The sequence below is a fragment of the Tenacibaculum ascidiaceicola genome, from assembly GCF_047470925.1.
GTDB classification, from domain to species: domain Bacteria; phylum Bacteroidota; class Bacteroidia; order Flavobacteriales; family Flavobacteriaceae; genus Polaribacter; species Polaribacter discolor.
Genome location: NZ_JAZKJP010000012.1, coordinates 484,345 through 511,300 on the forward strand (window position 1 = coordinate 484,345; position 26,956 = coordinate 511,300).

22 protein-coding genes and 1 tRNA gene are annotated in these 26,956 nt (G+C 31.1%); 11 read left to right on the forward strand and 12 right to left on the reverse strand.

The genetic code is table 11. The features are described 5' to 3' along the window. Positions 1–11 precede the first annotated feature (11 nt). Entirely contained in the window at positions 12–797 is a 786-nt protein-coding gene (locus tag VBY68_RS14300; RefSeq protein ID WP_415270104.1) for an amidohydrolase, read from the reverse strand. A gap of 77 nt (positions 798–874) precedes the next feature. On the opposite strand from VBY68_RS14300, the gene VBY68_RS14305 reads away from it, so the two are divergent. Continuing rightward, on the forward strand, positions 875–3,631 hold the full coding sequence (locus VBY68_RS14305; RefSeq protein ID WP_415270105.1) for a PD-(D/E)XK nuclease family protein: 2,757 nt from the start codon (positions 875–877) through the stop codon (positions 3,629–3,631). Here the strand turns inward: VBY68_RS14305 and VBY68_RS14310 are convergent. The 3 genes from VBY68_RS14310 to VBY68_RS14320 all read right to left on the reverse strand — a co-directional run bounded on the left by VBY68_RS14310 (position 3,628) and on the right by VBY68_RS14320 (position 4,736). Continuing rightward, positions 3,628–4,161: a GNAT family N-acetyltransferase gene (locus tag VBY68_RS14310; RefSeq protein ID WP_415270106.1), complete on the reverse strand. Its 534-nt coding sequence runs from the start codon at positions 4,159–4,161 to the stop codon at positions 3,628–3,630. The two genes, VBY68_RS14305 and VBY68_RS14310, sit on opposite strands and share 4 nt — an antisense overlap. Before the next feature lie 14 nt (positions 4,162–4,175). Continuing rightward, a tRNA-Ala gene (locus tag VBY68_RS14315) sits at positions 4,176–4,249 on the reverse strand. 64 nt (positions 4,250–4,313) lie between these two features. After that, a complete protein-coding gene (locus VBY68_RS14320; RefSeq protein ID WP_121146363.1) occupies positions 4,314–4,736 on the reverse strand; it encodes a molybdenum cofactor biosynthesis protein MoaE in 423 nt (140 codons plus the stop codon). A gap of 76 nt (positions 4,737–4,812) precedes the next feature. Here VBY68_RS14320 and VBY68_RS14325 point away from each other — a divergent pair, with 76 nt between their 5' ends. From VBY68_RS14325 to VBY68_RS14340, 4 genes are all read left to right on the forward strand, one after another. After that, positions 4,813–6,357, forward strand: coding sequence for a hypothetical protein (locus VBY68_RS14325; protein ID WP_415270107.1), 1,545 nt, complete (start codon positions 4,813–4,815; stop codon positions 6,355–6,357). A 9-nt stretch (positions 6,358–6,366) separates the two neighbouring features. Beyond that, the gene (locus VBY68_RS14330) at positions 6,367–7,554 is read left to right on the forward strand and encodes a phosphoglycerate kinase (RefSeq protein WP_415270108.1); all 1,188 of its coding nucleotides are present in this window, start codon (positions 6,367–6,369) and stop codon (positions 7,552–7,554) included. Positions 7,555–7,583: 29 nt separating this feature from the next. After that, positions 7,584–8,174: a hypothetical protein gene (locus tag VBY68_RS14335; RefSeq protein WP_121146360.1), complete on the forward strand. Its 591-nt coding sequence runs from the start codon at positions 7,584–7,586 to the stop codon at positions 8,172–8,174. Positions 8,175–8,293: 119 nt separating this feature from the next. Beyond that, positions 8,294–9,334, forward strand: coding sequence for an NADP(H)-dependent aldo-keto reductase (locus tag VBY68_RS14340; protein WP_121146359.1), 1,041 nt, complete (start codon positions 8,294–8,296; stop codon positions 9,332–9,334). A gap of 55 nt (positions 9,335–9,389) precedes the next feature. Here the strand turns inward: VBY68_RS14340 and VBY68_RS14345 are convergent, their stop codons facing one another. The 4 genes from VBY68_RS14345 to trpS form a co-directional block, all read right to left on the reverse strand. Further along, positions 9,390–10,589 (reverse strand): tRNA modification GTPase, encoded by a 1,200-nt coding sequence (locus tag VBY68_RS14345; RefSeq protein WP_415270109.1) that lies wholly within the window; start codon positions 10,587–10,589, stop codon positions 9,390–9,392. Positions 10,590–10,680: 91 nt separating this feature from the next. Beyond that, positions 10,681–10,986 carry a DUF6370 family protein gene (locus VBY68_RS14350; protein ID WP_415270110.1) on the reverse strand — a complete coding sequence of 102 codons (306 nt, stop codon included), beginning with the start codon at positions 10,984–10,986 and terminating at the stop codon, positions 10,681–10,683. 80 nt (positions 10,987–11,066) lie between these two features. Continuing rightward, entirely contained in the window at positions 11,067–11,321 is a 255-nt protein-coding gene (locus tag VBY68_RS14355) for a hypothetical protein (RefSeq protein ID WP_115899774.1), read from the reverse strand. 142 nt (positions 11,322–11,463) lie between these two features. Beyond that, on the reverse strand, positions 11,464–12,432 hold the full coding sequence (trpS, locus tag VBY68_RS14360) for a tryptophan--tRNA ligase (RefSeq protein ID WP_099214792.1): 969 nt from the start codon (positions 12,430–12,432) through the stop codon (positions 11,464–11,466). 249 nt (positions 12,433–12,681) lie between these two features. Here trpS and VBY68_RS14365 point away from each other — a divergent pair, with 249 nt between their 5' ends. From VBY68_RS14365 to VBY68_RS14375, 3 genes are all read left to right on the forward strand, one after another. Then, positions 12,682–13,395, forward strand: a complete 714-nt coding sequence (locus VBY68_RS14365) for a lysophospholipid acyltransferase family protein (RefSeq protein WP_415270156.1) — start codon at positions 12,682–12,684, stop codon at positions 13,393–13,395. Beyond that, entirely contained in the window at positions 13,367–14,008 is a 642-nt protein-coding gene (gene trhA / locus VBY68_RS14370; RefSeq protein ID WP_415270111.1) for a PAQR family membrane homeostasis protein TrhA, read from the forward strand. The genes VBY68_RS14365 and trhA overlap by 29 nt, the downstream gene beginning before the upstream one ends. Before the next feature lie 156 nt (positions 14,009–14,164). Further along, positions 14,165–17,299, forward strand: a complete 3,135-nt coding sequence (locus VBY68_RS14375) for a M43 family zinc metalloprotease (RefSeq protein ID WP_415270112.1) — start codon at positions 14,165–14,167, stop codon at positions 17,297–17,299. A gap of 56 nt (positions 17,300–17,355) precedes the next feature. Here the strand turns inward: VBY68_RS14375 and VBY68_RS14380 are convergent, their stop codons facing one another. Beyond that, positions 17,356–17,826 (reverse strand): CYTH domain-containing protein, encoded by a 471-nt coding sequence (locus VBY68_RS14380; RefSeq protein ID WP_415270113.1) that lies wholly within the window; start codon positions 17,824–17,826, stop codon positions 17,356–17,358. A 92-nt stretch (positions 17,827–17,918) separates the two neighbouring features. Between VBY68_RS14380 and recO the strand changes: the two genes are divergently transcribed. Genes recO through VBY68_RS14395 form a run of 3 tightly spaced genes read left to right on the forward strand, consistent with a single transcriptional unit; the run spans position 17,919 to position 21,401 of the window. Then, the gene (gene recO, locus VBY68_RS14385; RefSeq protein WP_415270114.1) at positions 17,919–18,641 is read left to right on the forward strand and encodes a DNA repair protein RecO; all 723 of its coding nucleotides are present in this window, start codon (positions 17,919–17,921) and stop codon (positions 18,639–18,641) included. A gap of 1 nt (position 18,642) precedes the next feature. Next, the gene (locus VBY68_RS14390; RefSeq protein WP_415270115.1) at positions 18,643–21,108 is read left to right on the forward strand and encodes a TonB-dependent receptor; all 2,466 of its coding nucleotides are present in this window, start codon (positions 18,643–18,645) and stop codon (positions 21,106–21,108) included. An 11-nt stretch (positions 21,109–21,119) separates the two neighbouring features. Then, complete coding sequence (locus VBY68_RS14395) at positions 21,120–21,401, forward strand: DUF3817 domain-containing protein (RefSeq protein WP_121146352.1); 282 nt, start codon at positions 21,120–21,122, stop codon at positions 21,399–21,401. A 20-nt stretch (positions 21,402–21,421) separates the two neighbouring features. Here VBY68_RS14395 and moaD read toward each other — a convergent pair whose 3' ends face one another. The 3 genes from moaD to VBY68_RS14410 form a co-directional block, all read right to left on the reverse strand. Next, positions 21,422–21,664, reverse strand: coding sequence for a molybdopterin converting factor subunit 1 (gene moaD, locus VBY68_RS14400; protein ID WP_415270116.1), 243 nt, complete (start codon positions 21,662–21,664; stop codon positions 21,422–21,424). A 9-nt stretch (positions 21,665–21,673) separates the two neighbouring features. Beyond that, a complete protein-coding gene (locus tag VBY68_RS14405) occupies positions 21,674–24,139 on the reverse strand; it encodes a DUF5686 family protein (RefSeq protein WP_415270117.1) in 2,466 nt (821 codons plus the stop codon). Between the two features lie 129 nt (positions 24,140–24,268). After that, positions 24,269–26,869 (reverse strand): AsmA family protein, encoded by a 2,601-nt coding sequence (locus tag VBY68_RS14410; protein WP_415270118.1) that lies wholly within the window; start codon positions 26,867–26,869, stop codon positions 24,269–24,271. Positions 26,870–26,956 lie beyond the last annotated feature (87 nt).

Below are 26,956 nucleotides of genomic sequence, written 5' to 3' on the forward strand. Positions count from 1 at the left end.
AGGTTGCTTTTTTATTGAAGTATAAACTCATCTCTGTCATCCAAAAATCGAAATCGATTACGAGCTTTTATTTGTGTTTCTTTATCTAATTCAATAATCAATGTTTCCTCAGTTCCTTTGTTATTTTTAACCAAACAGTTTCCTAAGGTATCATAGCAAACCGTATTCCCAGTATATTCATAGTTGTTAGCATCTATACCTACTCTATTCACACCAATAGTATAACTCATATTTTCAATAGCTCGTGCTTTTAACAAACCATCCCAAGCTTCAATACGAGGTTTAGGCCAACTTGCTACATATAGCAATAAGTTGTAATTTTCTGTATTTCTCGCCCACACAGGAAAACGTAAATCATAACAAATTAGTGGGCAAATTTCCCAGCCTTTATATTCAATTATAATTCTTTCAGTTCCTGCAGAAAACACTTCATGTTCACCTGCTAACGTAAACGTATGTTTTTTATCATAAAAATCAATTTTCCCTGAAGGGTGCACAAATAATAAACGATTATAAAAATTATCATTTTCACTGATAACGATACTTCCAGTAATAGCAATACTCTTTTCTTGTGCTAAATTTTGCAACCATTGTACTGTTTCACCTTTCATAGTTTCAGCAACATCTGAAGCATTCATAGTGAAGCCAGTAGTAAACATTTCAGGTAAGATAATTAAGTCAATATCCTCATCTAAAATGTTTATTTTTTCCTCAAATTGTTTTCTGTTTGCTGTTGGATTTTCCCAAATTAAATCCGATTGAATCAAAGCTACTCTTAAGTGATTCGTTGTGTTCATGAATATAGGCTATTTGTACTCTCAAAAATAGGATAAAAATTGTACTTTCGATTCAAGCTAAAATCATTTTATAAAAAATGCAGTCTTTTATTTCAGAAACGTTAGATACTATTTTACAAAACACCAAATCGTTTGAGAACGTTGTGTTTGTGCTGCCTTCACAAAGGGCGGGAGTTTTTGTAAAAGAAACGTTTAAAAATAAAATTTCTGCAGGCTTCTTACCAGAAATTATAAATATTGGTGATTTCGTTGAAGAAATTTCAGAAATGAAAAAGGTAGACTCCGTTCAGCTACTTTTTCATTTTTATACAATCTATAAAAAACAAGAAGAAAAGCCAGATTCATTTGATGTGTTTTCATCTTGGGCATTTACCGTATTGCAAGACTTTAATGAAATTGATCAGCATTTAATTAACACACGAGAAATCTTTGTGTATTTACGTGATATACACCGCTTACGAAAATGGTCGGTAAAAGGAGAGTTTAAAGAAACTGAATTGATGAAAGATCATTTTGCTTTCATGGAAAAGTTGAACAAATATTACGATGCTTTTTACCAGTTTTTACTTGAAAATAATATCGGATATCAAGGAGTTTTGTATAGAGAAGCAACCAAAAAAGCAGCAAACTTTATTAGTGAAAACCAGAAAAAAAAGTACTTTTTTATAGGATTTAATGCTTTAAATGCTGCGGAAGAATTCTTGTTTGAACAATTCTTATTAAACGGAAATGCAGAAGCCTATTGGGATATTGATAGAACGTTTTATGAGAGCCAACACCAAGCAGGAAGCTTTTTAAGAAAGTACAAAACTGGCTGGAAATACTATCAACAACATCCAATTCAAACCATTAAAGAGTACTTTTCAGAAGAGAAACATATTGAAGTAATTGGAGCCTCTAAAAACATTACACAGATAAAATATGCAGGTGAAATTTTAGCCAAACTTCCTAATTATAACAATACAGCATTAGTGTTGGCAGATGAAACGCTGTTACCAATTACCTTAAATTCATTACCAGCGACCGTAAATGCGGTAAATATTACCATGGGATATCCGCTAAAAGATATTCCTACAACAAGTTTAGTTTTTGCAATCTTTCATCTGTTTACTAATCAAGAAAAGTTAGAAAAGAAGGAAGAAAACCTTTTTTATCACAAAGATGTAGTTAGATTAGTAAAAGACGCAACAATTTATACGCTACTACAAATAAATAAAGAAAAGAATATTGCAGATGTAATTTCAGAAGCTGTAGCCAAAGAAAATAACACATTTGTAAGCCAAGAAGAAATAGTTTCATTTTTATCCCCTGTAAGTGAAGAAATAAATAAAACTATAAAGAGTATTTTCAATCCGTTTTCATCGATTAGTGAGTTTTTAAACAGAATAATTGAGCTGATTAATTTGCTAAAAGAAAATGCGAATGAACTAGAAAAAGAATATTTATTCCGTTTCTATACTGCATTTACTCAGTTACAAAATTTACATAACGAGTTTGGTTATGTACAAGACTTAAAAACTTTGCATCAATTTTTTAGACAATTAATCCAGTCAGAAAGTTTATCATTTCAAGGAGAACCTTTACAGGGATTGCAGTTAATGGGAGTGTTAGAAACACGTGTGTTAGATTTTGAAAATGTAATCATAACTTCAGTAAATGAAGGAATTTTACCAGCCAACCAACAGCAAAACACTTTTATTCCTTTTGATGTAAAAATAGAGTTTGGATTGCCAACCTATAGAGAAAAAGATGCACTTTTCTCGTACCATTTTTTTAGATTACTACAACGTGCAAAAAATATTTACATTTTGTATAATACAGAGCATGATGTGTTTGGAAGTGGAGAGAAAAGCCGTTTTGTAACGCAGTTAGAAATGATGCGAGATGATATTACAGAAAAAATTATAAGTCCGAAAGTAGTAACATCACCTGTGCAGTTAAAAGAAATTCAAAAAGATGAAAAAGTACTAGAACGCTTACAAGAATTAGCTCAAAAAGGAATTTCTCCATCAGCACTAACCAATTACTTGTACAACCCGATTGCTTTTTACAAGCAGAAAATTTTAAAAATTAATGAACTAGACGACGTTGAAGAAACGGTTGCTGCAAATACTATGGGAACTGTTGTGCATGATACCTTGGAAGAATTATATAAACCCTTTGAAGGTAAATTTCTGCAAGTAGGAGATGTTGAGAATATGCAGAAAAAAACAAAAGAACTCGTAAGCTTTTATTTCTCAAAACATTTTAAAAATGGAGATTTAACCACAGGAAAAAATCGATTAATTTTTGAAGTTGCGAATCGTTTTGTAGAGAACTTTTTAGCTAAAGAAAAACAACTCTTAAAAGACGAAAATAACCAACTGAAAGTAGTAGCTACTGAGCAAGAATTATCTTCAGAAATTATGGTTGAAGGAATTAATTTTCCGATAAAAATAAAAGGAATTGTCGATCGAATTGATGAGCTTAATGGTGTTACTAGAATTATCGACTATAAAACAGGAATGGTAGATAGTACAAATTTAAAAGTACTCGATTTTGAAGCTATACGCGATTTAAAGTATCATAAAGCTATTCAGGTAATGTTGTATGCTTTTTTATATACGCAACACACAAAATTTAATTTTGAAAAACCACTAGAAGCAGGAATAATCTCGTTTAAAAATTTAAAAAGTGGTTTTTTACAAATGAACTTTTCATCTAATTACCGAAAGCCTGATAATGCTATTACAGAAGAAAAATTAGAGGAGTTTATGACAGAAGTAAAGAATCTATTAACAGAATTGTACGATCCAGCAGTCAATTTTGTTGAACCTACCGATTTACCGTATTAAATATTTAAATAAATAATTTCCCAGTTATGATTATTACTTCTGTAGGTTTTTAAAGTTTTAAAACCAATGGCTTTGTGCGCATTCATTGAACGAGTGTTTTCTTCATCTACTTCAGTAATAATAGAATGGTATATTCCAGTGAATTCCTCTTTCATTTTAGTATATAACCCTCTAAAAATACCTTTTCCACGAAAGTTTTTGTCTATACATACTTGCCCCATTAAAATATACGGTTTGGCACCTTTTGAAGTTGTATCTATTTCGTCAAACATAGAAATTAAAATTGGAATATCATTTCTAAAGTTTTTAGACATTGATAAAGCATATCCAATAATTTCCCTATCATTTCTAGCAATGATATGCGTATGCACATCATTCATTTTTTGTAGTATTTCTAAATCATGACGAACAGTAACAAAACCCTGTTCTTTTTTATCTGTTTCTGATAATTTTTCAGGTAAGTTTTGTCGCTGCAATTCCAATATTTGAAGCAAATCTGTTTGGTTAGTAGCCGTAGTAAATTCAATCATGATTTTAAAAATAGTGGAGCATATCGGAGTCGAACCGATGACCTTTTGACTGCCAGTCAAACGCTCTAGCCAACTGAGCTAATGCCCCAATGTAAAACTCCTCATATTCATTTTACGTTGTTAGAAATGACTTCATTTCAAATATAGTATTTTTAAGGGTGCGCATTTACCCAAACCTCACCATCTTTAAAAAATTCTTTTTTCCAAATAGGAACTGTTTCTTTTAAGGTGTCAATAGCATACTGGCAAGCTTCAAAAGCAGCTTTTCTGTGTGGAGAAGAAACCGTAATAATTACAGGGATATCACCAATAGTTAACAAACCTTCAGCGTGATGAATGGCAATCTTTGTGACTCCAAATTTTTCTAAGGCAGCATCTGCAATTTTTTGCATTTCTTTAATTGCCATAGGCTTGTAAGTAGAAAAATCAAGTTGGGTAACCTCTTTGTTTTGAGTAGCATTTCTTACAGTACCCACAAAAACAGCAATTCCACCACAAGAAGGATCAGCTACAAAATCGTAACATTCTTGTAAGTTGAGTTTTTCAGAGGTTATTTTTATGGAAGCAAGGTTCATTATTTAACTGTAAAGAGATTAAAAATAAAGCTAAAATATAGTATTTTCGGCAGCTCAAAATAATAAATTAAATAATATGAAGAAAAGTATATTGCTATGTTTTTTTACCATTTTTACTTTAAGATTAAGCTCTCAAGAAGATTTAATGAGTGTTTCTCTTGATAAGAGTGGAGTTTTTAAAGAAAGAAAAACAAGTATTCTAAACACTATTTATAAAGATGAGTTAAATAACTTATATACCATAAGAACTTTAGAGTCTGAAAGAAGTTTGTTGATAGATGTTTTTGATAGTAAGTTTAATAAGATTAACTCTTTTGAGCATAAAATTAAAAGAAAGCATAGAATACCTGGAGGTTTTTTTAAACAGGAGAGATTAGGGTTTGTAGAGTATTATAAAAATAATAGAGAAAATAAAATAGAGGCTTTTCTATATACTTCACTTAAAGATAAGCTTGAGTTTTCCAAAAAGAAAATTTTTGAGGTCACTCTTGATAGATATCCCTCATTCTTGGAGTCTGTTTTTTCAGCTTCAAAAATAGATAGGAATTTTAGAGGAAATATGTCATTCTCGAAATCAGGAAATTATAACGTTTTTAATATTGATTCTTCCGATAAAAAAAATGAACATCACAGCATTAAGGTTTTTGATGAAAGCTTTAATAAGTTGTGGGAGAAAGAGTTTGAGTTACCATATAAAGACAAAAGATTTAAACTTCAAGAAGTGAAGGTTTCAGATAATGGAGAAGTATTTATTTTAGGAAAGGTGTATCCAAAGGAGAAAAAAGAAAAAGGAGGAAACTATTACTATGAATTGTTTAAAATAGTAGAAGGTAATGTATCATCTACAAAAATCTCTGTAGAAGATCATTTTGTAGCAACTTTAGAGTTGGACTTGACACAGGAAAATAAATTGAGTTGTATTGGTTTTTATTCCAATGTAAATGAGAATAGATTTAAGGGAGTGTGCTCATTTATTTTAGATACAAAAAATATTAACATTGAAAATTCAGCTTTTTCGCCTTTTACAGAGCAGTTTTTAAAGGATAAATATGGTGAATCTAAAGATAAAGAATTAAGAAATGTTAAATTTAAAGATGTTTCTTATTCAAAAGATGGAGGAATGATTATCACTGCAGAAGAATTTTTTATAACAACAACATATGTACATAATCAATATGGAGGTTATACAAGAATATCATATAACTTTGATGATATAATTGTTATAAAATTAGATAGAGAAGGAAAACTAGTATGGGCTAGAAATATCAATAAAGCTCAAACATCAAACTATTTTTCAGATCCATTAATGTCGTTTGGAACAGCACAGTATAATAATGATAAGTATTTAATTTTAAATGCTCATAAAAAGATGGGAGAATTATCTGGAGGGAGAATTAAATTTAGAGAAAGTTTTTTATGGAACGCAACTAAAAATAACACGAATTTATATATTGTTAAGTTGAATCCCAATGGAGATTTTATATACAAATCCTTATTATCAAATAAAGATGAAGAAACACCATTTAATTGTAGATTTATTGAACAAGTTTCAGATAATGAGTTAATTTTATACGGTCAAAGAAAAAACAAGAAACAATTTTTAAAAATAACAATCAACTAGATTTAAGTGATGAAAACATTGAACGATTTCAATTTTGAAAATAAAAAAGCATTAATCCGAGTAGATTTTAATGTGCCTTTAAACGATACTTTTGAAGTAACTGACGATACAAGAATTCAAGCAGCAAAACCAACTATTATAAAAATATTAGAAGATGGTGGTAGCTGTGTTTTAATGTCTCACTTAGGTCGTCCAAAAGGAAAAGAAGATCAGTTTTCGTTACGTCACATTGTTAGTAAAGTAACCGAAGTTTTAGGGGTGCAAGTAAAGTTTGTTGACGATTGCATTGGTTCAACAGTAGAAGAGGCAATAGCAAATTTAAAGAGTGGTGAAATTTTATTATTAGAAAATTTACGTTTTTATCCTGAAGAAAAAACAGGTAATGTTGCTTTTGCAGAACAATTATCTAAATGGGGTGATGTTTATGTAAATGATGCTTTTGGTACAGCACACAGAGCCCATGCTTCTACTGCTATTATTGCACAATTTTTTCCAGAAAATAAATGCTTCGGAAACTTATTAGCAACAGAGATTGAAAGCATTGATAAAGTATTAAATAACTCAGAAAAACCAGTAACTGCGATTTTAGGAGGAGCAAAAGTGTCGTCTAAAATTGGAGTGATTGAAAATATTATTGAAAAAGTAGATCATATCATCGTTGGTGGAGGAATGACGTTTACGTTTATCAAAGCTCTAGGAGGAAAAATCGGAAATTCACTAGTTGAAGAAGATAAATTAGAGTTAGCATTAGAAATATTAGCTAAAGCGAAAGAAAACAATACAGAAATTCACTTACCAGTAGATGCAGTTATTGCAGATGCTTTTTCAAGCGATGCCAATACCCAAGTAGTAGATACAAATGAAATTCCAGATGGATGGATGGGATTAGATTGTGGGCCTAAAACCGTTGAAAAATTTGCAGAAGTTGTCGCAAAGTCTAAAACAATTTTATGGAATGGTCCTTTAGGTGTTTTTGAAATGGAAAAGTTTGCAGAAGGAACCATTGGTTTAGGAAATGCAATCGCAGAAGCTACTAAAAATGGAGCATTCTCGTTAGTAGGAGGAGGTGACTCAGTTGCCGCCGTAAAACAATTTGGATTTGCTGATAAAGTGAGTTATGTGTCAACAGGTGGAGGAGCGATGTTAGAAATGTTGGAAGGACAAACCTTACCAGGAATTGAAGCAATTTTAAAATAAGAAAATTACTAGTAGAAAAAGAAGATAGAATGAAATATTGGTTTTATAACGATAATGATTTTATTGTTGCTACAGAAGAGTCTCTTTATGTAGGAAAAATCAAAAAACATATAAAGTCTGAACTAATTTCAGGTTTTGAAAAAGGAGACATTCCAGAAGATGTTTTTAGTATTCCTTTCTCATATATTAAAAGTATAGAAAATCCAGAAAAATCAAGTACAATAACTGTTTTTTATGGAGGTAATTCTGAAGAGGAAATCATTATAAATAATAAAGAGGTTAAGAGTCAGGTTTTTCTTTATTTAAGAGAAAAGTTATCTAAGTTTAGTTATTCTAAAGAGAAACCAAAAGTAATTAAATATGTAAAGCCTCAAATTTTTGCTATATTATTTTCCACAGGAATATTTTTATGGATATTCTATTTAGCTAGAGAAATTGAGAAAGGTTATCAGTACGAGATTGTAGGAGGTAGACAAGGCTTAAGCGGTTTGGTTTTAGGGCTAGCTCAATTTGGAACTATTAAGGTTTTATTGGGTTACTTTTTAGTTCTGTCAATAGCAATAATAGCATTAACAAGAAAATTAAAGAAAAGAACCTTGACTGAGTTTTTAATAAGATAAAAACCTGTTAAATGATTATTTAATCCCGCTTACTGCGGGATTTCTTTTATGTAAACTTTAAGAAGTAGAAATTCTAAAAACCTTGTATTTTTACAAGAGTAACAAATGATGATTAATTTATGAAATATACAACCTTACCAACTACAGATATAAAAGTTTCAAAAATTTGTTTAGGAACCATGACATGGGGTCGACAGAATACGGAAGCAGAAGGTCATGAACAAATGGATTATGCCTTAGAACAAGGGGTAAACTTTTTTGATACTGCAGAATTATATTCTGTACCTGCGACTCCAGAAACATATGGAGCCACGGAAAAAATTATAGGTTCTTGGTTTAAAAAAACAGGAAACAGAGAAAAAGTAGTGTTGGCTTCTAAAATCGCAGGAGGAGGTGATTACACAGCTCATATTAGAACAGGTGGTTTCAACAGAAAGAATATAAGTGAAGCAATTGAAGGTAGCTTAAAACGCTTACAAACCGATTATATCGACTTATACCAACTACATTGGCCAGATCGTGGGGTTAACTGTTTTGGAGTACGTGATTATCCGTATAAAACCTCTGCAGAAGAAGCTGAAAAGCATTTAGAAATTTTAGAAACGCTGAATGATTTTGTGAAACAAGGAAAGATTAAACACGTTGGTTTGTCTAACGAAACACCTTGGGGAACGATGAAGTATTTACAAACTGCAGAACAACATAGTTTACCAAGAATGGTGACAATTCAAAACTCATACTCATTAATTCATAGAGGGTATGAAGTAGGAATGTCTGAGGTTTCTATGAGAGAAAATATTGGTTTGTTAGCTTATTCTCCATTAGCACAAGGAGTATTAACAGGAAAATATATTGATGGAAAAACTCCAGAAGGAGCAAGAGGAACTTTATTTCCACGTTTTATCGCGCGATATAAAAATGAAGGATCAGAAAAAGCGGTTTTAGAGTATCAAAAAATAGCAAACAAACACGGATTGACGTTAACAGAATTATCATTGGCGTACATCAATCAGTTGCCATTTGTAACGAGTAATATTATTGGAGCTACGAAAATGAGTCAGTTAAAAGAGAATATTAACTCAATTAATATTGAATTGTCTGATGCTATTTTAGAAGAGATAGAAGCTGTGCACAAAGTGATTCCAAATCCAGCGCCATAATTTGAATAGAATCTAAAATAAAAAGACCGAAGTATAATTGTTTCGGTCTTTTTATTTAAAAAATAGTATAACCTATATTTAAACTGAGCGATTCGTAATTTGAAGACCAAAAAGAATAGTTTGCTAATAGGTCTTTACTATTGTATCTCAAATCAATACTATACTTGTCATATTTGTATCCAAGAGTTAAAGCAAAAGAAGAGTTTGGTTTTATATTTAATGAACTTAAATTGGATCCATCTACTCTATTAAAATCTATTTTTGAATCAATTTTAATGTCTGTTACTACGTAAGATGCTAAAAGGTAAATTTTAGAATTTTGGTTTAAGAAAAAAGAGTGTTTAACTCCAACAGGAACTTCAATAGAACTATAATTAATAACAGAAACTAAAGCATTATTGTTCTCTGTAGATTTAAAAGATTGGTATGCAGGTGAAATTACTATGCTCCATTTATTTTTATTAAAAGGTAATATGTATTCAGCCTCTATGCCAAACCTACCACTAATTTTATTATCAAAATCAGTACCTCTACTATTATTTATACTGTTTTTAATACTTAATGAGTTGTTGTTAACTCCTGCTTTTATAGCTAGACTAAAAGCATTTCTTTTTTTAGAGTTTTTATAAAAGTTTATAGATTCACTATTTTTACATTCGTTATAATCTATAAAAAAATTGGATAAGCTGTTGTCATTGTATTTTAGAGTCTCAATCCTTTTAGTAGTTAGAGTGTGGCATTTTAAATTATTAAACAATTGTTGAAGAAATTGCTTGTTTTCGTAAATTGTATAATTGTTTGTATACTTTTTATAAATCAATTGAGTAACTTCTTTTTCATTAGTAGAAAAAAAGAATCTTTTTAAGTTCCTATTTTTGTAGGAAAATAAATTAGCTTTGCCCTCAATAAGTACTTTTAAAAACAGTGTTTCTCTTATGAATACTGGATTGCGATTATTAGATAGTTTGCCTACGATACTACTAGATTTATCAATATCTATATTGGCTCGAATGTACTTAGAGGAGTTGTAAATTCCAAACTCTTTGATGGAATTAATTGTGTTTGTTTTTTCAGAGTCGGTAGCATTACGCTTGTATATAAACTCAGTAGGGGTATCTTTCCAGTCTATATTTTTAATTAAACACTCAATCCTTTCTCCTGAGTTGGTGATAAAATATCCTTTTTCAAAGGTAATTTGGGCATAACAAGTAACTGTAGTAATAAACATTACTAAGTTTAATAAAGTAATTTTCATATTTTTTTTTAAAAGTTTAGCAAAACTAATAAAAAAAACGAAGTAAAATTTTATTTCGTTTTTTAGAATCTAGTTTTTAAAAAACTAGATGTTATTTTTTTACTATTTTAAAAGAAGAAGCTTTAAATCTTCCGTTTTCAACTTTTCCAGTAACTTCTGCTTTTCTAACAACATTACAAAAACCGATGTTTTTATCGTGGGCATCACCATAATCATCAATGTGTGCGCCATCAATAAAATAGGCTTGCCCATCTACTTTTACAGCTAAATCACACCCATGTTGGCTATCTAAGCCAAACTTACATTGACCGCATGAAGCTTCTACTATTTGTGTTTTTTCTTTTGGATTACTACAGGCAACGATTCCTAAGAATACTAAAATTAATAATTTTTTCATGTTGTGAATTTATGAAAATAAGCATAAAAAACCCAGAATATATTTATTCTGGGTTTAGTTAATTATGATATTTGAACCTCCTAGCTCTCCTCCTCACCAACAAGTTCTCCTTGCGTGGTTACAGAGCCAGTAGTTGCGTTTCCATATACTGGAGTTTCATTTCTTAGAATATCAATTACTCTAGCAAAATTATCTGCTGTCATATATGGAGTTTCTTGTCTTTTCCCCTGAAATGTTGTAAAGTAAAACTTACCCAAATCAATTTTAGGATCCCATAAAGCTTGATAGCCTTTCAATTTTGTCCATCCTGTCGTTCCTTGTGCATAATGTGGCATAATATGTTAGTTTGATGTTAATAGTAGTGTAAAACTATCAAAAAACACAACTAACAAAGGTTACCTATTCCCTGTTTTTCATAGGGATATACTCCTGATTTTTTAAGGATAAAATGACTTATTTATTAGGTGGTATAAATTATTAGTATCCTATTTTTTCTCTAACTCTTTGTAGCACATCTTTGGCAATTGAACGAGCTTTTTCTGCACCTACAGCTAAAGCTTCATCAATTTCATGGCGGTTTTCCATATAGTGATTATACTTAGCGCGTACATCAGAAAATTTATCAATAATCAATTCATATAAAGCTTGTTTTGCATGTCCGTAGCCATAACCTCCATTTTCATAATTAGTACGCATTTCAGCTATTTGCTCTTCAGAAGCTAATAATTTATACAAAGCGAAAACATTATCAGTATCTGGATCTTTTGGATCTTCTAGAGCTTTACTGTCTGTTTGAATTCCCATAACTTGCTTACGTAACTTCTTGTCTGGTAGGAAAATATTGATGAAATTATTTCGTGATTTACTCATTTTTTCACCATCAGTTCCAGGAACTAATTTCGTGTCTTCATTTATCTTTGCTTGAGGTGGAACCAAGGTTTCACCAACAATATTGTTAAACCTGTTAGCAACGTCGCGTGTCATTTCTAAATGCTGTAACTGATCTTTTCCTACGGGAACAACTTCAGCATCGTACAATAAAATGTCAGCTGCCATTAACATAGGATAGGTAAATAATCCAGCATTTACATCAGCTAAACGATCAGCTTTGTCCTTAAAACCATGTGCTAATGTTAAACGTTGGTATGGAAAGAAACAGCTTAAATACCAAGTTAATTCAGTAACTTCAGGAATATCACTTTGGCGGTAAAATACTGTTTTGTTAATGTCAATACCACAGGCAAGCCAAGTAGCCGCAACACTATAGGTGTTTTCTCGCAATTCGTTTCCGTCTTTAATCTGTGTTAAAGAATGCATGTCGGCAATAAAAATAAACGATTCGTTTTTAGAATCATTTGCCATTTCAATTGCAGGTAAAATTGCTCCTAATAAATTCCCTAAATGTGGGGTTCCTGTACTTTGTACTCCTGTTAAAATTCTTGACATAAGTCTGTTTTGAAATGTTTTTAAATAAGTGCTTGCTTAAGTGAGCAAAAATAAGCTTAAAATTTATCAAACAAAAGAAATTACTACATTCGCATATTAGGGGAACCTTAATACTAAACTTTTTTGATAAAAGAAGTATAAGGTTAGTTAGTTGATTATAATTTAAAAGAATTGAAGTATATATTTTTTCCTATTCGTTTTATTTGGCGTGTTTGGTTTTACACACTAATTGTAGTTTCAATACTAATAATGGCACCTTTTATGCTGGTTTTAACTTCAGATGAAAAATATTACCCAGTTTTTTGGAAGGTGGTAAGAGCATGGGCTTATTTTTTAATCTATGGAATGGGATTCCGATTAAAAGTTGAAAAAGAGCAAGAAATTGATCGAAATAAAAGTTATATGTTTTGTGCAAACCATGCGTCATTTATAGATCCATGGATTCTAATAGCTATGAGTAAAAACCCAATAGTTTTCGTTGGGAAGAAAGAGTTAGCAAAATTTCCAATTTTTGGTTTCTTTTACAAAAAAGTAGTTATTGTAGTTGATAGAAGTGATTTAGAAAGCCGAAAAAGAGTATATGAAGAAGCTCATAGTAGGTTAAAGAATGGAACAAGTGTTGCTATTTTTCCTGAAGGATTAGTACCTGCTGAAAACATTGTTTTAGCACCGTTTAAAAACGGAGCATTTAGCTTAGCTATCGAGCACCAAATACCGATTGTTCCTCAAGTGTATTATGATGGAAAACGTCTGTTTTCTTGGGATTTTTTAAAAGGCTCTCCAGGAACACTTAGAGTAAAACAGTGTGCATTTATTGAAACAGATAACTTAGAAGCTAAGGATAAGAAAAAACTTAAAGAAAAAACATACAATGTGATATACAATGAATTGATAAATGATGAGTTGTATATGAAAGATACCAATCGACCTAACAATGAGCGAGAATTTAAATCACTTTTATAGCGAAAAAGAAGAAAGATTAAACATCCTTACTCACGGGTTTGGTTTGCTACTTAGTATAGTGGCTCTTCCCTTTCTTGTACATAAATCACTAAGTTATCATAACTTTTGGAAAGCTGCTAGTTTCTGTATTTACGGACTGAGTTTAGTAATTTTATATGCAGCATCTACTTTTTATCATGCTGCAAAAAGACCTAAGCTTAGGAGAAGACTTAATATTTTTGATCACGCAGCTATTTATGTATTAATTGCTGGAACATATACTCCATTTTGTTTAGTTGTATTACCACCAAAATTAGGTTGGTATATGTTTATTTTTGTTTGGTTATTTGCCATTACCGGAGTTGTATTAAAGTTATTTTTTACAGGACGATTTGATAAACTATCAACTGTGTTGTATTTATTAATGGGATGGCAAGTTGTTTTTGTAATAAAACCTTTAATGGAAAATTTATCAGACAAAGGACTGTTGTATCTTTTTCTTGGAGGAGTTTTTTATACAGTTGGAGCTATTTTCTATTCCCTTAAAAAATTAAAATATAGTCATGCAACCTTCCATGTTTTTGTATTGTTGGGTAGTTTAAGCCATTTTTTAGCTATTTTCTCAATTAGCTAACACTTCTTATTATGGTAAAAAAATAAAATAGCCATAAAATTAAAGTTAAAAAAAAGCCAATAGATAATTTTTTACTGGCATTGGTTAGTATTGTATCAAATTGATTTGATTTATAACTGTAGGTTTGTTTTTAGTAATTTAAAAAATCAATCAATTATGAAACAAAAGAACATTTTGTTACCCTTCTTCTTTTTGTTGTTTTTCTGTGTTGAGACTGCGTTAGCTCAAGACTGTAAGGTTACAAGTGAAAATCAAAAGGTATTTTTAAAATACCCCGAATCAAAAAAAGAGTTTGACAAATTCAACAGCTACACAAAAAATGTAGTTAGAAAAAAACAAACTTCACTTTTTAATAAAGTTGGAGAAACTTATACCATTCCTGTAGTTGTACATGTTTATGGAGATGTTCAACATGGGAAAACTGTAACGTATGATAAAATAAAAGTTGCGTTAGACAAATTAAATGAAGATTTTAACGGACTTAACGATGACTTTAATACAGTAGATCCTGTTTTTTCAGGAAGAAGAGGTACTCTTAGTATTAGATTTGCTTTGGCAAAAATAAATCCTAACGGGGGGAGTACTAACGGTGTGGTATTTCACCCAGAAAAATCAGGATATGGAAATGGAGGTGGTTATGACGATCAAATAGCTGCAGACGCTTGGGATAACTATAAGTATATGAATGTATACATTATGGGAGATTTATATGCAGATGGAAGTGGAACAAATTCTGGTGTTGCTTGGTACCCTAATACAGCGATGTCTGATAATAACACAGCAAGAGTAGTTTATAACGGACGATATATTCATGGTAATACAGATAAAGAATTTGCTTCGGTATTAACGCATGAGTTTGGTCATTGGTTAAACTTGATTCATACGTTTGAAGGTGGGTGTAATGACCCAAATGGAGATTATGTGGATGATACTCCAAAAGAAGATTCTAATTCAGGAGATGATGGGTGTACGGTTGGAGCAAGTGATTGTGGAAATTTAATTAACTATGAAAACTACATGGGGTACGATGCTGCCGCTGGTTGTGGAAAAATGTTTACACAAGGACAAATTGATAGAATGCTTATAGCATTACAGCATCCAGCCCGTAAACCTTTGTGGCAACCTGCAAACCTAACGGCTACAGGAGTAAATTTAAATGGAGCATCTCTAATAGTAGACTCTACTACGGTAGAAGAAGCATTATCAAATGATGGTTCAATAGTTGATGAGACCAAAAACATATCTATTGAAGGAGCTACTTTCTCAGTTTCTTCAGGAAGTTTAACTTCTGGAACTCATTTTGATGCTAATCTTCCTCAAGGGTTGTCAGCTCAAGTAACCGTACTTAATAATAAAACATTAAGTGTAAAATTTATAGGACAAGTAACAAATCATTCTAAATCAAATAATACGACTGGTTCTATTACGTTTAAAGATGCTGCAATTTCTGGAGGAACATCCTCTTTGAACTCTAGTAAAGTAACGTTTGATTTTTCTTTTTATGATCCTTATAAAGTGGTATATTTTGATAACCAAGATTACATAGCTAATTCAGGAAACACATGGACGTTTTTTACAATAGATGGCGCTAGTAGTAGTTGGTTTGGAACTTTTTATGAGAATAATTCATTGATGTTAGAAACGTATAAAAAAGCACTGGTATGTCAATCAGGAACTAGAAATGTAAAAGCTGTTGAGTTAAATACAGTAATTGATGAGCAAAGTTCATGGGTTGACGGAGGTGAATATCCTAATTTACATGTAATTAGGAATGGTAGTTACACGTCTTGGGATGGAAAAACTGCATATATAGGTTTTCAATTAGAATTATACCCAGGAAAAACTAATTACGGTTGGTTCAGAGTTAGTGTTAACAATGATGGAACATCATACACGTTACTAGATTATGCATATAGTACAGAACCTTTTGGAGCAATCAAAGCTGGAAGTAAAGTGTGGGATGGAAATACAGGAGCTACTTGTAGTGATGGAATTCAAAATGGAGATGAAACTGGTGTAGATTGTGGTGGTTCTTGTGAGCCTTGTGCAGTAATATATTGTGATTCTAACGGAAAGAATGTAAACGATGAATTCATTAGTAAAGTTGAATTAAATAGCATTAGTAATAGTTCGTCAGGATCAAGTGGCGGATATGAAAATTATACACCTACAGTGTCAACTAACTTGTCAAAAGAAGGAGATTATACAATAACCATAACACCAAGCTGGAGTAGTACTGTTTATTCTGAAGGATATAGTGTTTGGATTGATTATAATCAAGACGGAGATTTTATAGATGCAGGTGAGCAAGTTTGGAGTAAAGCAGCGTCAAAAGATACTTCGGTTACAGGGCAATTTACTGTGCCTAGTTCAGCAATTTCAGGAGATACTAGAATGAGAGTGTCTATGAAATATAACGGTATACCTACGCCTTGTGAATCGTTTAGTTATGGAGAAGTAGAGGATTATAAGGTTGTTATTGGTGATGGAAACTGTAATGATGGAATTCAGAATGGAGATGAAACAGGGGTTGACTGTGGAGGTTCTTGTGAGCCGTGTAGTACAAATGATGATATTGTATATGTTGATATAGATGACCTAACTGTAGCCTCAAGTGACCCTTGGAAGTTTTTTAGAATTGAAGTAGGAGACGATGCAGATTATGGAGCTTGGTATACTAATAATTCTGTACGATTAGAAACCTACAATAAAAATATTGTTTGTGAAGGAACAACTAGTAATGTGTCTTATTTAGTGGAAGGTGTTTCTGTTGGAGCGCCAAGTAATTTCGTAGCAAATTCTTATCCTTATACAGTTAGTTCATCCGATTATACATCTTGGAATGGAAAAACAGGTTTTATAGGGTTTACTTTTAATATAGATGGAAATACACATTATGGATGGTTCCATGTTTCAGTAGCAAACGATGGACAATCTTATACACTGACAGATTATGCTTATAATAAAACGGCGAATTCATCAATTACAACAGTGACAAGAAGTGGAGTTGTAGGACCTAATGATGAAAAGTCAAATAATAGTGGAGTCATCTCTGCAATACCTAATCCTTTTGTGACACAAACAAAAATTGATATTTCTAGTGTTTCAAAAGATGGAGCCATACGATTAAAAGTGTATGATTTACAGGGAAGACTTATACATAGTAAAGAAATTCAATCCCCTTCCACATTTATACTAATTGATGATAGTATACTAAAGAATCAAGGAATGTATTTATTAAAGGTGCAATCAGGAAAACAAGTAAAAACTCTTAGTGTTATAAAAAAATAAGAAAAGAGTTTTATTAAGAAAGTAAAAGCTGTTTGGAAAATTTTTCAAACAGCTTTTTACCATTTATTATAGGGTAACTTACTTAAGTTGGAGTTGTAGTATTTGGTAATTCCAGTAACCTCTTTACCTAACCATTCAGGTTTTGTAAAACTTTCATTTTCGTTCTCTAATTCAACTTCAGCAATAAGCAATCCACTATTGTCTCCTAAGAACTCATCTATTTCAAAAGTATGATTGTCAATTTTTACTAAATATCTATATTTTTCAATACTACCTTTTTCACATAAATCAAAAAGACTTTCAGCTTCTTTTTTATCAATTTCTTTTTCCCATTCAAATCGAGTAGTTCCATTAGCGTTTGATGGTCCTTTGATAGTTAAAAAACCAGTATCATCTTTTAAACGAACTCGTACAACTCTTTCTTTATCTGAATTTAAAAAACCTTGTCTTATATGGTTTTTTTGAAAAGCTTCTTGTTTAAATTCAGTAGATTTCACCAAGAATTTTCGTTCTATCTCTGTTGCCATGCTAAAGGAATCAATTTTACACGAATGTACTATTTTTGTTGATATTATTGGTATATCTTTGATTAATGATTTTAATAGTTAAACTTAATTAAATGGCGGTAATTACTACAAAAGCCATTGTTTTAAGCTCTCTTAAATATGGAGATACTAGTTTGGTTGTAAAATGTTTTACTTTACAGGAAGGAGTAAAATCGTACATGATAAAAGGAGTGCTAAAATCAAAAAAAGGAAAGTTAAAGCCTGCGCACTTTCAACCATTAACACAATTAAATCTTACTGCAAATCACAGCAATAAAAGCTCATTGCATTCTATTAAAGAAGTGCAAGTGATTCATCCGTATGAAACCATTTATACTTCTATAGTAAAACAATCAATTGTACTGTTTTTATCAGAAGTGTTATCATACATTTTACAAGAAGAGGAAGAAAATAGTTCTTTATACAGTTATATTGAAACATCTTTAATTTGGTTAGATACACACGATGAGGTTGCAAACTTTCACTTACTGTTTTTATTAAATTTATCTAGGTACCTAGGCTTCTATCCAGATAATACTAATATTGATAAAACAGCATTTAATTTATTAGAAGGAAGTTTTACTGATACCGAATATGAAAAATTAACGATTTCAGGAAAAGAAATAATACTATTTAAAAGCTTGTTAGGCATAAATTTTGATGCGATTAATTCAATTTCTTATTCAAAAAAAGAAAGACAAATTATTCTCCGAATTATAGTTCAGTATTATGAATTACATTTGGAGGGATTTAGAAAGCCTAAATCATTAGATGTTTTAGAAACCGTATTTAATTAATATGAAACACAGAATTACTGTATTTTTTTTACTATTTGTTACCACAATTTTTTCTCAAACCATTACTGTTATTGATGCTGAAACAGGTAAACCTGTAGAGGCTGTTGCTGTTTTTAATAAAAGTAAATCAACGTCGGCGGTAAGTGATGAATTAGGAAAAATTGATATTTCTGATTTTAAGAAAAATGAGTTGCTTACGTTTACACATGTGTCATATGCACAGTATCAAGAAAAAAAATCAGTAATAAAAAGAAATAACTATCATGTTTATTTATCTAAAAATTCAGAGCAGTTAGATGAAGTAGTTGTTTCGGTTTTTAAAAACAGAGAAAAAACTAACCGTATAGCAGAACAAATAGCTGTGGTATCTTCAAAGGAAATAGAGAAGTTATCACCACAAACATCAGCAGATTTATTAGCGAGTGTTCCAGGAATAAAAGTTCAGAAATCACAGTTTGGAGGAGGAAGTCCTGTTTTACGCGGAATGGAAAGTAACCGAGTTCTTTTGGTAGTTGACGGTGTTCGTATGAACAATGCAATTTATCGAAAAGGACACCTACAAAACTCAATAACAGTAGCTCCAAATTTATTAGACAGAACAGAAGTTGTTTTTGGTCCGTCGTCAGTAATTTATGGTTCTGATGCATTAGGTGGGGTTATTCACTATTATACCAAAACCCCTAAGTTATCAGAAAAAGGAAGTGAAATTAAAGGAAATACATTTTTACGATATAGTTCAGCAAATAATGAAGTAACCAATGTGGTTTCTGCTGAATTAAGATTTAAAAAATGGGCATCTTTTACAAGTATAGCTCATAGTAATTTTGGAGACTTAAAGATGGGAGAAAAGCGTTCTCATGGATTTGATGATTGGGGAAAAGTTCTTTTTTATTCTAATAATACGAATACTTTTTATAGTGATAGACCAGTTGCTAACTCTGACCAAAACTTACAAAGAAACACAGGTTACAGTCAAACAGATGTATTGCAAAAATTTTATGTGCCTTTTTCAAAAAATACAGATTTTAAATTCAATATTCAATATTCAACATCATCCGATATACCTCGTTTTGATAAGTTAAATGAATTGAAAAATGGGAGTTTAAAATTTGCTGAATGGTATTACGGACCTCAAGAACGTTTGTTGATTTCTCCGCAGTTAATTATCAATCCAAAGAAAAAGTGGATGGATAATGGAACCATTACTTTAGCTTATCAAAATATAAAAGAAAGTCGTATTCAACGAAAGTTTGGAAGTCTAGATAGGTCTTACAGAAAAGAAAGTGTGGATGCTTTTAGTTTGAATGGAGATTTTACAATACCATTAGCAGAAAATAGAAATTTAGGATATGGAATTGAAGTTACTTACAATGATGTGGGATCTAATTCTTACGGAAAAACGTTACGAGTTAATGATAATAACATAATTGGTTTTGATGGAGATTTTACAGTACAGTCGCGTTATCCTGATGGAGGAAGTAGTTATTTGAGCTCTGCTTTTTATGTAGATTACCGTCAAGATATCAATAGTAAATCAACATTAAACACAGGAATTAGAGGAACAAATACAGTATTGAAAGCAAAGTGGTTGGACGAAACTTTTATTGATATTCCTCAAAATGATATTCAGTTAGATAATCAATCGTTAACAGCAACTATAGGGTATGTATACAAGCCTAATAAAACATGGCAGTTAAATACAGTATTATCTTCTGGCTTTAGATCACCAAATATTGATGATGTGGGAAAGATAAGAGAGAAGAACGGAAAAGTAACTATACCAAATACTAGTTTAAAACCAGAACATGCATATAATGCTGAAATAGGTGTTCAAAAATATTTTAATAATAGAAAATTTAGAGTTGGGGCAAATGTGTATTATACTTTATTGAATAACTACATTTACAGAGAGAGTTTTGAGCTGAATGGAAGCTCAACTATCGAATATGATGGAGAAGACGGAGCCATTGTTGCTAATGTAAATAAAGGAACAGCCTATGTTACTGGTGCTACAGTAAGTTATCAAGGTAAACTACATAGAAACTGGAATACTTCTGGGTTTGTAACTTATACTTATGGTAAAACTTATGATACCAACGAACCAATGTCGTCTATTCCACCGTTATTTGGTCGTTTTGATTTAAGTTATGTAAACAACAAGTTTGAAGGAGGTGCTAATTTAGTTTTTAATTCGAAAAAAGATATTTCAGATTATAATATAACTGAAGGTATTGATAATCATGAACAAACACCAATTGTTAACGCGAATGCTACCGAAGATATTGATAAATACTATGGAAGTCCTAGTTGGATGACTGTTGGATTATATGGTAAATTCCAGTTCACAAAAAGCATAGCTTTACAAGCGCAATTGTCTAACTTATTTGATGAACATTATAAGGAATTTGCTTCTGGAGTTTCAGCTGCAGGACGTAATATTTCAGTATCTTTGCTAACCAATTTTTAAGTAAAAATTCAATGATTAATTTTTTTAAGTTAGTAAGTTTATTAGAAGGAATATCCTATATTTTATTACTTTTTATAGCGGTTCCAATTAAATATTTACAAGGAAATCCAGAGTATGTAAAAATGTTGGGTATGCCTCACGGATTGTTATTTGTAGGATACATAGTGTTAGCAATCATGTTAAAGTATGAGCTAAACTGGAACGGTAAAGCTTTCGGAATTGTTTGTTTACTTTCTATCTTACCTTTCGGAACATTTTTCGTTGGAAAATACTTAAAAAAGGCTGAAGCTTAGTTTTTTCAAAAGGCAATAAATTATCCTCCGCTAACTGGAGGAATAATTGCGATTACATCATTTTCTTTTATGAGTATATCGTCTGTAGCGTAACTTTCGTTAATAGCTACAGCATACGAACTCATTTTTTGTAGCTCAGGGAATTCTGCTAAAAGAAATTCTTTAAAGTTAGCAACAGTGATTTTGTTAGGAAGTTCAATTTCTAATGAAGAACTATCAACTAAATCTGTTGCCATACCGAAAAATAGAATGCTTATTTTCATATAACAAATCTACAATTTTATACCGAAAACAACTCTGTTTTCATGTTTTCCGTTAAAGTAAGAGCGAGCAAAATCTACACGTAAAAAACGCCATTTTCCAATACCAACATTATCTAAACCAATAGCAAATTCAGAATAAGGTTTATTACCCGCAGTAAATAATCCTTTTGCTCCAGTAACTAGATGAAAGTTGAGTTTGTTTAACAAAGGAACCTTGCTTAATAATGCTCCTTTAAAGTTATATTCTCCATGGAGCTCAGCGTATTTATCATTAGAACTTAACTTATAATACGGTAGCATGTAAAAGTTGTCCAAATAGTTGTCTTTTGGAGCTATTAACAAGCGATTTCCGTTAAAATGAGCATAATCTATAAAAGGAATGTCTTTTTTCTCTAAAAACATACCTCCTTTCGCTTTGTATGCAAATTCACCCCAGTTGCCTAAATTTATTTGTTGATACAATTGAGAAAAAACCACATCAGAATTCCACTCAGAATTTTCTGATCCGAAGTTTTTTTGATAGCCAATATATAGTGATGGGTACTTACGACTAGGGATGTTGTATTTTCCATCAGGATATGATAAATATTTTTGTCCAAAATTAATGTTCGCTCCTAAAGAAAAAGTCCACATTTGATGAGGTATAAAACCTGTTGAAAAATCGGTAGGATTTTGCGGATTGTTAGAAGTATAATCTATATCATCTTGAGGAAACATTACATAATCAGTTGTATTAAATAAAGGTTTTCTATCTGCAAACTCTAAAGAAGAAAACATACGTATTCCATTAGTTACTTCTTTAGAAAAGGATGCTTTGGCAAATGCCTTTTCATAAATTTTTAAATAGTTTCTTTCAAAACCAATAGAACTTATTGTGTTCCAAAACTTAGAAATAGGCTGTTTTGGGTTAAATTGTGGTGTGGCAATTCCTCCAGAAATTGTTAAAACAGGTCGTGTAGTATTGTTCCAACGATAGTTAAAGTTGGCTGTAGGACGCACTTTTTTCTCTGAAAAACCATAATTAATATCAGCCCCAATACTAAAACGTTTTCCTTTTTTGTTAAGTGATTTTCGGTAGTTAATACCTAAAGAAGAATTCCATCCTTGCACCGTATTAAAGTTAAGATTTTCAATAGGAGAAGAAGTGCTTATCGACCACTTGTTATAAGAGTCTTGATAAGTGTAACCAGAAAGAATATCTAAGGGTTTAAACTTATTGTTTTTTGTATCAATCGAATCTAAATATTTCTTCGATTTTCGAATGGTTTTTATGCTGTCTTTTAATTTGTAATCCGATATTTCTTCAGAAGTTAAAGTCACGGGACGAATTTTATTCCAGTATAGCGAATCCTTTTCTGTAGCATTTTCAGCAAACGAAAGTACTTCGTTGCCAAAAGTATCTTCAGTAAAATTAGGATTAAAATTATAGTTAGAATAAGCAGCAGAAAAACGTCCGTTAAAATGAAACCCAAAAAGCCCAGCTTTAAAATCTATGGTTTGTGTAACGGGCACCCAAGCTTTGTTTTTAGCAGAGAAATTATAGTTTTGTTTAATATGCAGAGAATCTACAATAGGCAAGCTTATTTGTGCGCCAGTAACAATAACATCCGCACCATAAATAGCCCAATCATCTTCAACTATATAGATGAATCCACTAAAAACCCGATCGTTTTTACGTTTTGGTAAAAGTTGAATTTTGTTAATTAGTGTTCCGTTTTTATCATAAAAAACACCCGTTAGTTTATAGTTGTAATAACCAAAAGCACCATTTGCAATAGGAGAAATAACTTTAACATCAGCCAAATCAAAAGAGTTTTCATAAAAGTTAAAATTTACTTCTTCTGCTTGATTAAAACTAATACCGTTGTCTTGTCCGCTAACTTTTGAAGCTATAATATGTTCTTTAAAGTTTTTAGGTCTTTTTTGGAAAGCGATTTTTGAAACCGTTTCAGAAAGGTATACCACACCACTTCGGGTAGAATCCAATCCACCGCCCATATCACCAATGTCCTGTCCTAAAAACTTCTTCGGTAAATCTTTTACCTTAAACAAACCACGAGAGTAAAAATCGGCAGTATACTCAGCAAACTTATCTGTGTTTTTAGCTTTATTAGCAATAGCGTTTCTAATAATTTTGTTAGCAGGGTTTTCTTCAGAAGAAACAACCACTTCATCTAAGGTGACCTCTTCTTCAGCCAAAACAACATTTAGTATAAAAGGAAAAGAGTTGATTTCAACCGTTTTTTTAATGGTTTTATAACCTAACATTTGAAATATTACAGTGTGCTGTCCTATTGAGTTAAAGGCTAACTCATAGTCGCCATTTGTATTGGTTGTGGTACCTGTAATAGTGTTTTCTAAATATACACTTACAAAAGAAATAGGTTGGTTTTTAGTATTGGTAACCTTTCCTGTAATTTGAGAAAAGGTAAGTGAAGAGCATATTAAAAATAAAAATGTAGTTATAATTTTCATAGTCAGTTAGTTGTTGGTAACAAACATAAAAGAAGAACTTTGTAAAGTGTATTTAAGAAGTGTTAAATAACTTACAAAGTTCTCTTAATATAATGTAAGACTACGAAAAATAAAAAATGTTACAAAAGACTATTTAACAGTGTCTTTTTGTTGTTTTTTCTTCTTTTTTCCAAATAAACCACCTAAAACATCCGTTACTTTTTTAACGGTTTCTTCCTTTTTGTTGGTTGTGCTAGTACTATCTTTCTTCTTATTTCCTAATAATCCACCTATAGCATTGTTAACCAGCTTGTCTTTTTGTTGCTGAACTAATTGCTGACTCAACTTAGTAACTGATGATGACAAATCTGTTTTTACAGAAGGATTAGTCATATTTCCAGCAATACTTGCGGTAACAGGAACAGTAATGTTTTGTTGTTCTTTAGCACTTAATTTTGAAAGTAGTCCTTGTGCTTCATTACCTAAATATTTAGCAGGAACATTCAACGTAACATTATAGTTCATTGTTTTATCAAATCCATGGCTTCCACCAACAGTAATACCAATGTCATTATATTTTAAATCAAATGGTTTTACCACCACTTTACCTTCTTTAAAAGACAGGTGTGTTTTAATATCAGATAAATCTAGTTTTGATAAATCCATAAAAGATAACTTATCATTTAATAAACTTAAAGCTTTCGTTTTTTGTGGGTTAATACTAGTTGTTAATAATTCAGCTAGTGCTTTACCAGAAACTGAAGCTAAGTTAGGAGTAAAATCATCATTTAAACTCCCTGCTAAGTCAATGTCAGAATTTAATTTACCATTCATAGCACCAGCAATTGGACTTATTGACTGTAGTAAATCTAAATTGGTAAATGATTGTGCTATATCGAAAGATTTAATACCTAATTTCATATCGAAAGTAGGTTTCTTTTGTTGTGTGTTAACCTCTCCGTTTAAAGCAATTTGACCATTAAAAATACCAGCAGTCATATTTTGTAATATAGCTTTTTCGTCTTTTAAAAGAAGAGTACCTCTTACATTTTGTAGGGTTAAGTTATCATAATGTACTGTTTTAGCATTAGCAGAAACGGTACAGTCTAAAAATGCAGGAATTTTTAAAGATTCTGATGGTGTGTCTTTTGTAGAGTCACTTTCTTTATTTTCAACAGCTTCAGGGTTTTCTTGCATAAAATCACTAACATAAAAAGTGTTAGAATTTAGCTTGAAGTTCCCTCGTAACTTTTTATCGGAAAGTAAAAATCCTAGTAAGTTTTTAAGTGTTCCAGTAGCATTTAAATCACTTTTTCCAGTAGTAGCATCAAACTTAGTTAAGCTAACGGTACCAGGTGTAAAGTTGACAATTGTGTTTTTAATATGAAGTGGATTTACAACATCTTTCGAAGAAAAAACAAAGTCACTCACCTCCATTTTTCCGTTATTTTTAATACGACTTAAAGTATTGTTTTCAATAGCTTTCATGTCGAATTCTGTACGTAAATCAGCCTTTAAAACTCCACTTAACTCATTTTCTAAATCAATAGGATACGCTTTGTTAATATTGGCAAGGTTTAAAACACCTTTTAAGCTAGCATTTACCTTTGGGTTGGTAGTTAAGTTGTATATGTTTCCTTTTCCAGAAAAAGTATCCTGATCAATCTTAAAAGAAAGTCCATTAATAGTAACAAAAGTATTTTCGGTTTTACCAGTAGTGTTTTTTATTTGTGCGTCAATATTAATGTTTTGAACACTTTTAGGTAAATCAGGATATTTAAATGAAGCGTTATTTGACTTCATAGAAATATCTAACTTCGGAATGTGTTTATCGTCGATAATTCCGTTTACTTTTCCGTCTACACTAAAATTACCAGTAGTACTTACTCCAGCAATACTTTTAGTGTAGGCTTCAGGAATTAATCCTAAGAAGTTTTTAAAGTCAGACGAAGGTGTTTTAAAGTTGATATCAACCTCCTGATTTTTTTCGTTTATTTGAACAAAACCATCAAATACCAATGGAAGGTTATTTAATTTAGCTTCATTTTTTAAGAAAGAAAACTTCATATTAGTTAAGTCCATTCCTAAAATAGCATCTAACTCTATTTTTTGATTTTTGGCATAAGAGTTACCGTCCATTCCAAAAGAAACTAAAGTAGATGTTTGAGTATCTAATTCTGTATTTGATTGAGAAAAATCACCACTTCCACTATGATTTAACTCAGTTAGCTCAAGGTTTAGTTTACCCTGCTTATCATTGTACTTTATCGTAGCATTGTTAATAGCGTATGAATTAATAGATAGCCCGAAAGTAGATGGCTCTTCATCTTTTGTGTCTTCTGTTTCAGAAGGCTTAGCAATATCATAGTTGGCATTTCCTTTTTTATCAACTAATACATTTACCAAAGCATCATCAATAGTAAATGATTTAATATTCAGCTGTTCAGAAGAAGCTTTAAAAAGCTCAGTAATTTTTAATGCTAAATTTACCTCTTTAGCATATACTAAAGTATCACCTTCAAAAGGAGCGTTATTAATTACCGTTAGGTTAGATAATTGAACTGATGCATTTGGGAAATTTCTAAGTAAGCTTAAGCTAGAATCACTAAAATCAACTTTCGCATTTACGTTGTTGTTAATGGTAGTTTTTACCAAGTTCATCACTTTATCTTGAAATAGTAGGGGAATACTAACCAAAAGGATGAAGAAAAAAACTACAATACCTAATAATATTTTATATATCTTTTTCATTATGAATAAAGTTTGTCATGTAATACTAACGAACAAATTTCAACATTTATTTGTAAATAAAAAGTGAATAAAATTATAATTTTTCTT